A 14,159-nucleotide genomic window follows, 5' to 3' on the forward strand; every position below is an offset into this window, starting at 1 on the left:
GCGGGAATAGCTCAGTTGGTAGAGCACGACCTTGCCAAGGTCGGGGTCGCGAGTTCGAGTCTCGTTTCCCGCTCCAATTTTCTTCTTCAGTTCAAAACCCTTTCTTTATGCTTTCAGCATGCATATTTCGTGCGTGAATGCGCTAATCGTTACACGATTTGTAGTAACTTTTTAAACAGACTTATCCACAGCTTTCGTTGTTTTTTTACACTGTCTGTTTTTTGCGCTGCCCATATTGCCAAATTTTAACTTATTGATTTCAATAAAAATGAATTTATAACGAAACGTTATGACGATCACTTGCTCTTTTTTTTGCAATTGATTGCCAAAGCATTTTTATTTTTATGCACAGAAAATATCGCCTGACTGATCACAGTCTTTTAGGAAAGGTTATGCATCCCTTGGCAAACCTTTTTCCACCGCCCGGATCAGCCGTTTCTGCTGAGAAGTTTGCACTTCCACACGATGTTCCTGCCTTCTTTCGACCTGCTGCGCGATTGCCCAACTGATATGTTCATCCAGCAGCGCATTTTCCCCTTCGCGTGACTGTAAGGCATTCAGCACGTCTTCGGCGTAAGGTGCGTTGCCAAGCGCCACCGCGATATTGCGCAACCAGCGCAGATGTCCGATACGTCGGATGGGCGAACCTTCCGTGATGCGTAAAAACTTTTCTTCCGTCCAGCCGAATAAGGCAATCAGTTCCGGCGCATGCAGCGCGGCGCGCGGGCTAAAATCTTCTTCATCCGTCAGTTGCGAATACCGGTTCCAGGGGCAGATCAGCTGACAGTCGTCACAGCCGTAGATGCGGTTGCCCATCAGCGGGCGGAATTCTTCGGGTATTGCGCCTTCCAGTTCGATGGTCAGATAGGAAATGCAGCGCCGGGCATCGACGGTATAAGGCGCGACAATGGCACCGGTCGGGCAGGTGGTGATGCAGGCAACACATTTGCCGCATTTCTCTTCCTGTGGCTGATCGACGGGCAGGGGCAAATCAATCAGCAGCTCGCCGAGAAAGAACCACGAACCGGATTCACGGTTAAGAATGAGTGAGTGTTTACCAACCCAGCCGAGACCGGCTTTTGCCGCCAGCGGGCGTTCCATCACCGGTGCGGAATCCACAAACGGGCGGAACGTCACGGTCTGGTCCGCATGCTCCGTGCAATGCGCCTGGATCATATCGCCGAGTTTTTTCAGGCGCTGGCGCAGCACTTTATGATAGTCGCGTCCGAGGGCATAACGGCTGACATACCCGAGTTGAGGGTTGTTCAGGGTTTTGGCAAACGCGGCTTTGGCGGGCAAATAGTTCATGCGCACACTGATCACCCGTAAGGTGCCGGGCAGAAGTTCATGCGGGCGGGCACGTAACATGCCATGGCGTGCCATCCAGTCCATCTCGCCATGATATTGTTTATCAAGCCAGTCCTGGAGTTTGGGCTCTTCAACAGATAAGTCTGTATCGCAGATGCCAACCTGCTGGAAGCCTAGCGATTGGCCCCATTGCTTGATATGTTGAGCCAGTTGAACGAGATCGAGAGGGAGTGTCATGACGAACCAACGTGAAAAACGAAACGAGGTGAGTTTACCACATTCCGTGTTTTCTGCTGACTGGCTGCGACAGGCTGAACGTCAGGCGGCGCAGGAAACAGGGATTTCTCTGTTTACCCTGATGCAACGTGCGGCGAAGGCCGCCTTTTTACTGACTCAGCGCCAGTTTCCGCACGCGCGCCACTGGCTGATTCTGTGCGGCCACGGCAATAACGGTGGCGACGGGTTTGAGGTGGCGCGGTTAGCGAAAAACGCCGGTATCCGCGTGACGCTGCTGGCCGTGGAAGGCAGTAAGCCGCTGCCGGAAGAAGCGCAATCTGCGCGGCGGAGCTGGCTCACTAGTGGCGGTACGATCAATTCTGCGGATTCAGTATGGCCGCCGGATGCTGACCTGATTATCGACGGTTTGCTCGGCACCGGCTTGTCTTCTGCACCGCGCGCCCCTTACGACCGGCTGATTGACGCCATCAATTCGGCATCTTTACCGGTGATTTCTCTGGATATCCCTTCGGGGCTGGATGCAGAAACCGGTCAGAATGCCGGACAGGCGGTACATGCCACACAGACGATCAGTTTTATCGCCCTGAAACCCGGCCTGCTGACCGGGCAGGCGCGGGATTTTACCGGTGAATTACACTGCGATGCGCTGGGGCTGGAAAGCTGGCTGGGCGGACATATTGCGCTGTTACAGCGGCTGGACGCGACACTGTTAGGCACATGGCTGCACCCGCGCCGTCCCTGCTCACATAAAGGTGAACAGGGTCGTTTGCTGGTGGTCGGCGGCGATACCGGCTTTGCCGGGGCGATCCGCATGGCCTCGGAATCTGCGCTGCGTACCGGTGCCGGATTAGTGCGAGTACTTACTCACATTGAACATGCCGGTCCGTTACTGACCGCCAGACCTGAGCTGATGGTGCAGGAACTGACTGCCCAATCGCTTGATGAAGGGCTGGAATGGGCGGATGTGTTAGTTATCGGCCCCGGTTTAGGCCAGAAGGAATGGGGTAAACAGGCGGTCGATCGCGCTGCAAAATGGGATAAACCGGCCTTATGGGACGCTGATGCGCTTAACCTGCTGGCAATCAATCCCGGGAAACGGCAAAATCGCGTACTGACTCCACATCCGGGAGAAGCCGCCCGTTTACTTGGTTGCAGCGTGAAGGATATTGAGAGTGACCGCTTACTTTCAGCCAGGAAACTCACCGAACGTTACGGCGGCGTGGTGGTACTGAAAGGCGCGGGCAGTCTGATTGCCAGCGAAAGTGGCAAGATGGCCATTGCCGATGTCGGTAATGCCGGTATGGCATCCGGCGGGATGGGCGACGTGCTTTCTGGTATTATCGGCGGATTGCTGGCTCAAAAACTTGATGTATATGATGCGGCTTGCGCGGGCTCAGTAGTCCATGGCGCTGCCGCGGACGAAATCGCCCTCCGGCAGGGAACGCGCGGTATGCTGGCGACTGATCTTTTAGCGGTGATTGCCCCGTTAGTTAATCCAGACCTGAAGAAATAGATATCACTGAATGAATCAACTTAATATCTCTTTACCCGACGAAGCGGCAACGCTGCAATTAGGTGCTTCTCTGGCGAAAGCCTGCGAAGGCTCAGCGGTTATCCATCTCTATGGCGATCTGGGAGCCGGTAAAACAACCTTTAGCCGGGGATTTCTTCAGGCATTAGGTCATCAGGGCAATGTGAAAAGCCCGACCTACACGCTGGTGGAGCCGTATCAGCTGGAAAAGATTGCCGTCTATCATTTTGATTTATATCGCCTTGCTGATCCGGAAGAACTGGAATTTATGGGGATCCGCGATTATTTCGCACAGGACGCCATCTGTTTGGTGGAATGGCCGCAGCAGGGGGCAGGCGTATTGCCGGAACCGGATATTGAACTGACGCTGGATTATACCCCGACCGGACGCACCGCGACGCTGGTGGCGGTGTCTGAATCTGGCTTAAATTTGCTGCATCGTGTTCAACAGCAAGGATGATCACGCGATGAACTCACGTTTCACCACTCTCTTTACCTCAGCGGCGATACTGTTATCGACGCTGATGCTGTTTGCCGTGCTGGTCTCGCCGGTGTCTGCGGCGGGTATGAAAAATATCAACGTCTCAAACGGCCAGACGCAGTCGACGGTTACGATTACCTTTGATGGCTCGCCGGATTACTCGTTTTTCCCGCTGCACAATCCTGAACGCGTGGTGATGGATATCCGCCAGGACGGCGTGATGAAAGGACTGCCGCTGAATTTTAACGGTCAGAATCTGGTGACGCGTGTGCGGGCCAGTACACCGCCTAATGCGCAGAGCCAGCGTCTGGTGTTTGAACTGAATCAGAAAGTCAGAACCAACGCCACCAAACAAAAAGACGGCAGCCAGTACACGGTGGTGCTGACCATGAATGCGTCGGCACCGGCACGTCAGAGCGCCCCGGTGTCTGCCGCGACCCGCACCCCGTCGCCAAATGCGACCCGAACCGTCACGCCTGCCGCGAAATCAAACCCGTTCACCAATGACCAGACCAAAGTGGTTTCCACGACGGTGTCAGCGGATAACTCGCGCTCCTCAACCGTCTCGGTCAGTGACAGCAAAATCATTGTCGCCATTGATGCCGGACACGGCGGTCAGGATCCGGGCGCTATCGGCGGCGGCGGTCTGAAAGAAAAAAATGTCACCATTGCCATCGCCCGTAAATTACAGGCGATTCTTGATGCTGACCCGATGTTTAAACCGGTGCTGACCCGCGACGGCGATTACTTTATTTCGGTGATGGGCCGCTCGGACGTGGCGCGTAAGAAAAACGCCAACGTGCTGGTCTCCATTCACGCGGATGCTGCGCCAAGCCGCAGTGCCCGTGGCGCGTCGGTGTGGGTGTTGTCGAATCGCCGTGCGAACAGCGAAATGGGTAACTGGCTGGAGCAACACGAAAAGCAATCTGAACTGCTTGGCGGCGCAGGCGATGTGCTGGCGAATACCGCGTCGGATCCGTACCTGAGTCAGGCGGTGCTGGATTTGCAGTTCGGCCATTCGCAGCGCGTTGGTTATGACGTGGCGACCCGCGTGCTGCGTGAACTCCGCAGCGTCGGCTCTTTACACAAAGCGAAACCGGAGCACGCCAGTTTAGGCGTATTACGCTCACCGGATATTCCTTCCCTGCTGGTGGAAACCGGCTTTATCAGTAACTCAACCGAGGAGCGACTGCTGGGCAGCAGCGCGTACCAGGATAAAATTGCGCGAGCCATCCATATCGGCCTGCGTAATTATTTCCAGTCGCATCCGTTACAAAACGGCCCAAAGGTCGAAAACCGTCCGCTGCTGGCCTCATCAGCAGCGGCGGCAGAAAGTAGCGCATCGGGTAGTTCTTCGGTGAACCAGCCCGGCCCGATTGAAGCGACCGCCGCGTCAGCCGGGGCCATGCAAATCCATAAAGTGACGCGTGGCGAAACCCTGACCGGGATCGCGGCCAGTTATGGCACGACGACCGGCGCTTTGCGTGACCTCAATAAACTGAAAAAAGATGGCGTCTGGGTAGGCCAGCGATTGAAAGTGCCTGCGGGCAGCCGCACATCTTCAACAGCGTCGGCTTCATCTTCCACGGCAAGAGCGGCGAAGAAAGCGGCGAAACATACCGTGAAGCGCGGCGATACACTGTCGGCGATCGCCAGCAAATACGGTGTCAGCATGAATGACATCAAAACTGCCAATCACATGAAGTCTGGCGAGGTGCAGCTCGGCCAAACCTTAACTATTCCACAGTCATAAAGGCGGTCACTGACCGTCTGCCACAGGAGCCGCTATGCCGATCAAGGTACTGCCGCCGCAACTTGCTAACCAGATAGCAGCGGGCGAAGTTGTCGAAAGACCGGCTTCCGTGGTGAAGGAACTGGTGGAAAACAGCCTTGATGCGGGCGCAACGCGCATTGATATTGATATCGATCGCGGCGGTGCCAAGCTTATCCGTATTCGCGATAATGGTTGTGGCATTGGCAAAGACGATCTGGCACTGGCACTGGCGCGACATGCGACCAGCAAAATCACCTGTCTTGATGATCTGGAAGCTATCCTCAGCCTCGGTTTTCGTGGTGAAGCGCTGGCGAGTATCAGTTCCGTCTCGCGTCTGATCCTGACCTCGCGCACCGCAGAACAGAATGAAGCCTGGCAGGCGTACGCCGAAGGGCGCGACATGGCGGTGACGGTCAAACCGGCGGCGCACCCGCAAGGCTCGACCGTGGAAGTGCTGGATTTGTTCTACAACACGCCCGCCCGCCGCAAATTCATGCGCACCGAAAAAACCGAATTCACCCATATCGACGAAGTCGTCCGGCGGATTGCGCTGGCGCGCTTTGACGTGTCCGTCAATCTCAGCCACAACGGCAAGCTTATCCGCCAGTATCGTGCGGTGAAAGACCCGTCGCAGTCTTCCCGCCGTCTGGCCAGTATTTGCAGCCCGACGTTTGTCGAGCACGCGCTGGAAGTGGAATGGAGTCATGGCGATCTGGGCATCCGTGGCTGGGTGGCCGATCCGGCCGGTTCGCGCAGCCTGACGGATATGCAGTATTGCTATGTGAACAACCGCATGATGAAAGATCGCCTGATCAATCATGCGATCCGCCAGGCGTATCAGGATCAGCTCAAAGACGATCAGCAGCCCGCGTATGTGCTGTATCTGGATGTCGATCCGCATCAGGTGGATGTCAATGTGCATCCGGCCAAACACGAAGTGCGTTTCCATCAGTCGCGGCTGGTGCATGATTTTATTTACCAGGCGGTGATGTCGGTATTACAGCAGGCGGGCGCGCCCGTTCTGGATGAGCCACAGCTTCAGGAAGATACGCCGCGCTGGCAGCAGGAAAACCGGCAGGCCGCGGGCGGAAATCATTTCTCGCAACCGGCAGAAAGAAAAGCACCGCCATCCCGCGAAAACGTGTTTCCGGAAACCGCACGGGCCAGTCAGCTGCGTGAGCCTGCTTTTCGCAGCAACGAACCGGCGTACAATCCTTCTGAAAGCAAGGCGTATGGCCGTTTACTGCAACCTGCGCCGGAGTCATTTTCCTTGCAGGAACCGGCGCCCGCCGTGGCACAGCCCGCTAAGCCTGCCGCTTCTGCGCCCCGTACACTGACTGAACCGGCGCTGGAATCCCACAGCCAAAGTTTTGGCCGGGTACTGACGGTGTGTTCAGCGGAATATGCCTTGCTTGAGCGTGGCAAACAGCTGGTGTTGCTGTCATTGCCGGTGGCCGACCGCTGGCTGAAATGGGCGCAACTGACGCCGCCGGAAGACGGGTTGCGGCCGCAGCCGTTGCTCATTCCGCTGAAACTGACAATGAATAAAGAAGAGATCGCCGTCCTGACGCGCCATCAGGCGTTATTGCAGCATTTTGGTTTAGAAATGCTCAGCGAGTCACAGCGTGTGACGGTTCGCGCGGTACCTTTACCATTACGCCAACAAAATTTACAAAAGTTGATACCTGATCTGTTAGGTTACCTTGCTGTTCAGCAGGAGGTGACTTCTGATGCGGTAGCTATGTGGTTTGCCCGCCACTGCGGCTGCGAGCACGAGGTCTGGACGATTTCACAAGCCATACAATTACTCACGGATGTTGAGCGTCTTTGCCCGCACCTGGTGAAATCGCCCCCGTCCGAACTTCTGCAACCTCTTGATTTACAGCCCGCGCTGGCGGCTTTTAAGCATGACTGACTCTGAAAAAAACGCGCTTCCCCCGGCGATCTTTATTATGGGGCCGACCGCATCCGGTAAAACGGCACTGGCGATGTCGCTGATGAAGCACCTGCCTGTGGAGCTGATCAGCGTCGATTCCGCCCTGATCTATCGCGGGATGGATATCGGTACAGCGAAACCGACAGCAGAAGAACTGGCTGACGCCCCGCACCGGTTGATCGATATTCTTGACCCGACGGTGGCGTATTCGGCCGCAGACTTCCGGAAAGATGCTTTACGCGAAATGGCGGAAATAACCTCGCGCAATAAGATCCCGTTATTGGTAGGGGGGACTATGCTTTATTTCAAGGCATTGCTCGAAGGTCTTTCACCGTTACCTCCGGCAGATCCCGCAGTGCGCGAACGTATCGAAAAGCAGGCTGCAGAGCAGGGTTGGGAGGCGTTACACGATCAGTTGCGCGATATCGATCCGGTCTCGGCTATGCGAATTCATCCGAATGATCCACAGAGACTGTCCAGAGCACTGGAAGTTTTTTTTATTTCGGGTAAAACTTTAACGGAACTGACTAAAATTTCGGGTGAAACATTACCCTATCGCGTATATCAGTTTGCGATTGCGCCGACCCGCCGTGAATTATTACATACGCGGATCGAGGAACGTTTTAGTCAGATGTTGTCCAATGGTTTTGAAGACGAAGTCAGAACGCTGATAGCTCGCGGCGATTTGCACACGGATTTGCCTTCCATTCGTTGTGTGGGTTATCGCCAGATGTGGTCATATTTATCTGGTGAATTCGATTACGATGAAATGGTTTATCGTGGTGTTTGCGCGACACGACAGCTGGCCAAACGTCAGATGACCTGGTTGCGGGGTTGGGAGGGTGTCGAATGGCTCGATTCTGAGAAGCCAGAAGAGGCCTTAAACCGTGTAATTCAGGTTGTTAGTGCATAGGTTGGGTGATTGTGTACAATTGATGAGTACTCAGCGCGCAAATTTTTTATGTGATTTATTTTCGAGCCGATAGGCTCAAAGTTACAAACAACAAACTAATAAGGAAAAGATAGAATGGCTAAGGGGCAATCTTTGCAAGATCCGTTCCTGAACGCATTGCGTCGTGAACGTGTTCCGGTTTCTATTTACTTGGTGAATGGTATTAAGCTGCAAGGCCAGATTGAGTCTTTTGACCAGTTTGTCATTCTGTTAAAAAATACGGTTAGCCAGATGGTGTATAAACACGCTATCTCCACCGTAGTGCCTTCCCGCCCGGTGTCTCACCATAGCAATAATCCAGGTACGGGCAGCACCAACAATTATCACCATGGTAGCACTCCGTCTGCGCAACAGCCGCAGCAGGAAAACGATGACGCTGAATAAAGCGCAGCGTTGGTCAACCACGAAGGGGTTCATAAGTATTCCGATTATGCTTATGCACCCCCGGCTGGCGAATTTTTCCCAAATGAGAGGTCGCAAGCTTGTTTGACCGTTATGAAGCCGGTGAGCAGGCCGTACTGGTTCATATCTATTTCTCGCAAGACAAAGACACGGAAGACCTGAGCGAATTTGAATCGCTGGTATCTTCTGCAGGTGTAGAGGCGTTGCAAGTCGTCACCGGGAGCCGCAAGGCACCGCACCCAAAATACTTTGTCGGTGAAGGAAAGGCCCAAGAAATCGCAGATGCCGTCAAAGCAACGGGCGCCTCTGTCATCCTGTTTGATCACGCCTTGTCTCCCGGCCAGGAAAGAAACCTGGAAGCCTTATGCGAATGTCGCGTTGTCGACCGCACCGGATTGATATTAGATATTTTTGCCCAGCGGGCCCGAACACACGAAGGTAAGTTACAAGTAGAACTGGCGCAATTACGCCACATTGCTACCCGACTGGTTCGCGGCTGGACACACCTTGAGCGACAGGGCGGCGGCATTGGCGCGCGTGGCCCGGGTGAAACCCAGCTCGAAACTGACCGCCGTTTGTTGCGGGACAGAATCACCCTGATCCTCAGCCGTCTTGAAAAAGTGGCTAAGCAGCGTGAACAGGGTCGTCGTTCACGCGTTCGTGCGGATATTCCGACGGTGTCTTTGGTGGGGTATACCAACGCCGGGAAATCCACACTCTTTAACCGTATTACTCAGGCCGATGTTTATGTGGCCAATCAGTTGTTTGCTACGCTGGATCCTACGCTGCGCCGTATTATGGTGGCAGATGTCGGGGAGACGGTTTTGGCGGACACAGTAGGGTTTATTCGTCACCTGCCCCATGATTTGGTTGCGGCCTTTAAAGCAACGTTGCAGGAAACCCGACAGGCATCTCTGTTACTCCATGTGATTGATGCAGCGGACATCCGTGTTCAGGAAAATATTGACGCGGTGAATACGGTGCTGGCAGAGATCGAAGCAGATGAAATTCCTGCGCTGTTAGTGATGAACAAAATAGATATGCTGGACGATTTTGTCCCGCGTATCGACCGCAACGAGGAGAATTTGCCGGTCAGGGTTTGGCTTTCCGCCGTGACAGGTGAAGGTATTCCGTTGCTTTTCCAGGCATTAACGGAGCGACTCTCTGGCGAAATCGCGCAGCATGAATTGTGCTTACCGCCGGAAGCAGGCCGACTTCGTAGCCGTTTTTACCAGCTTCAGGCCATTGAAAAAGAATGGATTGAAGAGGATGGCAGTATTGGTCTGATGGTGCGAATGCCCATCGTTGACTGGCGTCGCCTCTGCAAACAAGAGCAGGAACTGGAAAGCTATGTCCGCAACCAGAGCCTGACTGATTTAGCCTGAAGAACACCAATCATAGAATAATGGAGCTATAACATGGCGTGGAATCAGCCCGGTAATAACGGACAGGACCGCGACCCCTGGGGCAGCAGCAATAATAATAGCGGCAACTCTGGTGGAAATTCTGGTGGGAATAACGACAACAAAGGCGGCCGCAATCAGGGGCCACCTGATCTGGATGATATCTTCCGTAAGCTCAGCAAAAAACTGGGGGGCTTCGGTGGAAAAGGTTCAGGCAACAACAATAACAGCAACAATGGCGCGCCAACGGGTTCCGGTCATGGAATGAGTGGCGGCCGGATTGTCGGCATCGCAGTCGCTGCGGTGGTGGTGATCTGGGCAGCTACTGGTTTCTATACCATTAAAGAAGCCGAGCGTGGCGTTGTGACCCGTTTTGGTAAGTTCAGCCATCTGGTTGAGCCGGGCCTGAACTGGAAACCTACCTTCATCGATGATGTGCGCGCAGTGAACGTAGAATCGGTACGTGAACTGGCTGCGTCTGGCGTGATGCTGACCTCTGATGAAAACGTCGTGCGCGTTGAAATGAACGTGCAGTACCGCGTGACGGATCCTGAAGCTTATCTGTTCAGCGTCGCCAATCCTGACGACAGCCTGAGCCAGGCAACGGACAGCGCCTTGCGTGGCGTTATCGGCAAATACACGATGGACAAAATCCTGACTGAAGGCCGTACCACGGTGCGTAGCGATACCCAACGTGTACTGGAAGAAACCATTCGTCCGTACAAAATGGGTATCACCATTCAGGACGTCAACTTCCAGACCGCGCGTCCGCCGGAAGAAGTGAAAGCATCCTTCGATAACGCCATCGCCGCCCGTGAAAGAGAGCAACAGTCTATTCGTGAAGCAGAAGCTTATGCGAACCAGATCCAGCCTCTGGCAAACGGTGAAGCCCAGCGTTTACTGGAAGATGCAAAAGCCTATAAAGACCGTACCGTTCTGGAAGCACAGGGTGAAGTGGCCCGTTTCTCCAAACTGTTGCCTGAATATAAAGCCGCGCCGGAAATTACCCGCGAGCGTCTGTATATCGAAACCATGGAAAAAGTCCTCAGCCATACCCGTAAGGTGCTGGTGAGTGACAAAGGCAATAACCTGATGGTTCTGCCGCTGGATCAAATGCTGCGCGGAAATAACGCCGCAGCCAACGACACCAGCAAGAATGATGACACAGGTTTACTGCCTTCCGTTCCGGGGTTGACCAGCAGTAACAGCAAAAGCAGTGCCGATAACAGCAGTTCCCGTTCGTCTGGCAGTGTCATGGACCAACGCCGTGCCAATGCACAGCGTGACGATACACTTCGTGTAGGGAGAGAATAACAATGCGTAAGTCATTTTTACTTATCGTCGTTGTGGTGCTGGTGGCGCTTTATGCTTCACTGTTTGTGGTTCAGGAAGGTCAGCGCGGTATCGTGCTGCGTTTCGGTAAAGTCCTGCGTGACGGCGATAACAAACCGCTGATCTATGCGCCGGGTCTGCATTTTAAAGTTCCATTCGTGGAATCCATTAAAATGCTCGATGCGCGTATCCAGACCATGGACAACCAGGCTGACCGCTTTGTAACCAGCGAGAAGAAAGACTTAATCGTCGATTCTTACCTGAAATGGCGTATCAGTGATTTCAGTCGCTACTACCTGGCAACGGGCGGTGGTGATGTGTCTCAGGCAGAAATTCTGCTGAAACGTAAATTCAGTGACCGTCTGCGTTCTGAAATTGGTCGTCTGGATGTGAAAGACATCGTGACCGATTCCCGTGGCCGCCTGACCCTGGACGTGCGTGATGCGCTGAACACCGGCAGCACAGGCGATGAGCCTGAAGCGACCACCGAAGCTGATGATGCGATTGCCTCAGCAGCCAAACGTGTAGAGCAGGAAACCAAAGGCAAACAGCCTGCGGTGAACCCGAACAGCATGGCAGCACTGGGTATCGAAGTGGTGGATGTGCGTCTCAAACAAATCAACTTGCCGGAAGAAGTGTCCAGCGCCATTTACGATCGTATGCGCGCTGAGCGTAATGCGGTGGCATTGCGTCACATCTCTCAGGGTAAAGAAGAAGCGACTAAGATTCAGGCAGCTGCGGATTACGAAAGAACCCGTACAGTGGCTGAAGCTGAGCGTACTGCCCGTATCACCCGGGGGGAAGGGGATGCCGAAGCGGCGAAACTGTTTGCTGATGCGTTCAGCCAGGATCCGGACTTCTATGCCTTCATCCGTAGCCTGCGTGCTTACGAGGCCAGCTTCAAGAGCGGTAACGACGTCATGGTGTTAAGCCCTGACAGCGATTTCTTCCGCTTCATGAAGTCACCTGAAAAAAATAAATAATTGCTTCTGCAATTTCCAAAAGGCCCTGAGGGGCCTTTTGTCTTTTCTGAAATCCTTCTCTTTTTTGGAAGGGATGCAATGAGACTGACTTACCATGAATTCGACAATCTGGCTGGCGCTGGCATTAGTTTTGGTGCTTGAAGGCCTGGGACCGATGCTTTATCCAAAAACCTGGAGAAAAATGATCCTCTCGCTGGCGAATCTTCCGGACACGGTTTTACGCCGTTTGGGCGGGGGTCTTGTGGTCGCCGGCTTCGTAATTTACTACATGTTGCGTAGTCGTCTGGGTGGGTGAGGTTTTGTTACATCCTGCGTGTCACGTCTCGCTGCGACCCGTAGCACGCAATTAAAATTTTTCCCGCAAACGTGTGCTAAAAGTGCTGGAAAGCACAGAATGAGATGTTAGAATCCTTTTTTAAGCAACCTGGTGATTCTTGAGATGGGTAAGAACGTCGTCGTACTCGGCACTCAATGGGGTGATGAAGGGAAAGGCAAGGTCGTAGACCTGCTTACTGAACGGGCTAAATATGTTGTGCGCTATCAGGGCGGTCACAACGCCGGTCACACTCTGGTTATCAACGGTGAAAAAACCGTTCTTCATTTAATTCCGTCTGGCATTTTGCGTGAAAACGTGACCAGCATCATCGGCAACGGTGTTGTTCTGGCTCCTGACGCCTTAATGAAAGAAATGGGCGAACTTGAAGCTCGTGGCATCCCTGTACGCGAACGTCTGTTACTGTCTGAAGCTTGCCCGCTGATCCTGCCTTATCATGTCGCGCTCGACATGGCGCGCGAAAAAGCGCGTGGCGATAAAGCGATTGGCACCACCGGTCGCGGCATTGGCCCGGCTTATGAAGATAAAGTTGCCCGTCGCGGTCTGCGCGTAGGTGATCTCTTCAACAAAGAAACTTTCGCTATCAAGCTGAAAGAAATCATCGAATACCACAACTTCCAGCTGGTTAACTACTACAAAGTAGACGCCGTTGATTACCAGAAAACCCTGGATGATGTCATGGCGATTGCCGACATTCTGACGGGCATGGTCGTTGATGTGTCTGAACTGCTGGATGGCGCGCGTAAGCGTGGCGATCTGATCATGTTCGAAGGCGCACAAGGTACGCTTCTGGACATCGACCACGGGACTTATCCGTACGTCACGTCTTCCAACACCACGGCTGGCGGCGTCGCTACCGGTTCGGGTATTGGTCCACGTTATGTCGATTACGTTCTGGGCATCGTCAAAGCCTACTCCACCCGTGTGGGTGCAGGTCCGTTCCCGACTGAACTGTTTGATGAAACTGGCGAGTTCCTGCGTAAGCAAGGTAACGAGTTTGGCGCGACCACCGGTCGTAGCCGTCGTTGCGGCTGGCTGGACATCGTGGCTGTTCGTCGTTCTGTGCAGATCAACTCCCTGTCTGGTTTCTGTCTGACCAAACTGGACGTGCTGGACGGTCTGAAAGAAGTGAAGCTGTGTATCGGTTACCGTATGCCTGATGGCCGCGAAATGACCACCACGCCACTGGCAGCAGAAGGCTGGGAAGGTATCGAGCCAATCTACGAAATCATGCCAGGCTGGACCGAAACCACCTTTGGCGTGAAAGAAGTTGATAAATTGCCGCAGGCTGCGCTGAACTACATCAAGCGTATCGAAGAGCTGACTGAAGTGCCGGTTGATATCATTTCAACAGGCCCGGATCGTAGCGAAACGATGATCCTGCGCGACCCGTTTGACGCCTGACAGCCTGAGCTGATTGCGTAAAAACGTCATAACCGGGCAAAACTGCCCGGTTTATTTTTTCTGAATCCCTTCACTTGTGTAC

At 53.8% G+C, this 14,159-nt stretch carries 12 protein-coding genes and 1 tRNA gene; 12 read left to right on the forward strand and 1 reads right to left on the reverse strand.

Annotated elements, in window-relative coordinates; translation table 11 throughout:
* Positions 1 to 76: transfer RNA gene (locus tag EYY67_RS22405), tRNA-Gly, on the forward strand.
* A gap of 314 nt (positions 77 to 390) precedes the next feature.
* Here EYY67_RS22405 and queG read toward each other — a convergent pair.
* Positions 391 to 1,545 (reverse strand): tRNA epoxyqueuosine(34) reductase QueG, encoded by a 1,155-nt coding sequence (queG, locus tag EYY67_RS22410; RefSeq protein ID WP_119823434.1) that lies wholly within the window; start codon positions 1,543 to 1,545, stop codon positions 391 to 393.
* Here queG and nnr point away from each other — a divergent pair.
* From nnr to EYY67_RS22465, 11 genes are all read left to right on the forward strand, one after another.
* A complete protein-coding gene (nnr, locus tag EYY67_RS22415) occupies positions 1,544 to 3,058 on the forward strand; it encodes a bifunctional ADP-dependent NAD(P)H-hydrate dehydratase/NAD(P)H-hydrate epimerase (RefSeq protein ID WP_131694426.1) in 1,515 nt (504 codons plus the stop codon). The genes queG and nnr overlap by 2 nt on opposite strands.
* A gap of 10 nt (positions 3,059 to 3,068) precedes the next feature.
* The gene (gene tsaE, locus EYY67_RS22420) at positions 3,069 to 3,536 is read left to right on the forward strand and encodes a tRNA (adenosine(37)-N6)-threonylcarbamoyltransferase complex ATPase subunit type 1 TsaE (RefSeq protein WP_119823430.1); all 468 of its coding nucleotides are present in this window, start codon (positions 3,069 to 3,071) and stop codon (positions 3,534 to 3,536) included.
* Positions 3,537 to 3,543: 7 nt separating this feature from the next.
* Positions 3,544 to 5,310, forward strand: coding sequence for an N-acetylmuramoyl-L-alanine amidase AmiB (amiB, locus tag EYY67_RS22425; RefSeq protein WP_131694427.1), 1,767 nt, complete (start codon positions 3,544 to 3,546; stop codon positions 5,308 to 5,310).
* A 34-nt stretch (positions 5,311 to 5,344) separates the two neighbouring features.
* Complete coding sequence (mutL, locus tag EYY67_RS22430; protein ID WP_131694428.1) at positions 5,345 to 7,246, forward strand: DNA mismatch repair endonuclease MutL; 1,902 nt, start codon at positions 5,345 to 5,347, stop codon at positions 7,244 to 7,246.
* Positions 7,239 to 8,180, forward strand: coding sequence for a tRNA (adenosine(37)-N6)-dimethylallyltransferase MiaA (gene miaA / locus EYY67_RS22435; protein ID WP_095923702.1), 942 nt, complete (start codon positions 7,239 to 7,241; stop codon positions 8,178 to 8,180). Before mutL ends, miaA begins: the two co-directional genes overlap by 8 nt.
* 114 nt (positions 8,181 to 8,294) lie before the next feature.
* Positions 8,295 to 8,603, forward strand: a complete 309-nt coding sequence (gene hfq, locus EYY67_RS22440) for an RNA chaperone Hfq (RefSeq protein WP_095923701.1) — start codon at positions 8,295 to 8,297, stop codon at positions 8,601 to 8,603.
* 98 nt (positions 8,604 to 8,701) lie between these two features.
* On the forward strand, positions 8,702 to 10,006 hold the full coding sequence (gene hflX, locus EYY67_RS22445; protein ID WP_095923700.1) for a ribosome rescue GTPase HflX: 1,305 nt from the start codon (positions 8,702 to 8,704) through the stop codon (positions 10,004 to 10,006).
* Positions 10,007 to 10,039: 33 nt separating this feature from the next.
* Positions 10,040 to 11,338 (forward strand): FtsH protease activity modulator HflK, encoded by a 1,299-nt coding sequence (gene hflK / locus EYY67_RS22450; RefSeq protein ID WP_131694429.1) that lies wholly within the window; start codon positions 10,040 to 10,042, stop codon positions 11,336 to 11,338.
* 2 nt (positions 11,339 to 11,340) lie between these two features.
* A complete protein-coding gene (gene hflC, locus EYY67_RS22455; protein WP_095923698.1) occupies positions 11,341 to 12,339 on the forward strand; it encodes a protease modulator HflC in 999 nt (332 codons plus the stop codon).
* A gap of 94 nt (positions 12,340 to 12,433) precedes the next feature.
* Positions 12,434 to 12,634: a DUF2065 domain-containing protein gene (locus EYY67_RS22460; RefSeq protein WP_131694430.1), complete on the forward strand. Its 201-nt coding sequence runs from the start codon at positions 12,434 to 12,436 to the stop codon at positions 12,632 to 12,634.
* A 144-nt stretch (positions 12,635 to 12,778) separates the two neighbouring features.
* A complete protein-coding gene (locus tag EYY67_RS22465) occupies positions 12,779 to 14,077 on the forward strand; it encodes an adenylosuccinate synthase (protein ID WP_095923696.1) in 1,299 nt (432 codons plus the stop codon).
* Positions 14,078 to 14,159: the final 82 nt, after the last annotated feature.

Origin of the sequence: Rahnella victoriana, from assembly GCF_004330295.1 — a bacterium.
Classification (GTDB): domain Bacteria; phylum Pseudomonadota; class Gammaproteobacteria; order Enterobacterales; family Enterobacteriaceae; genus Rahnella; species Rahnella victoriana.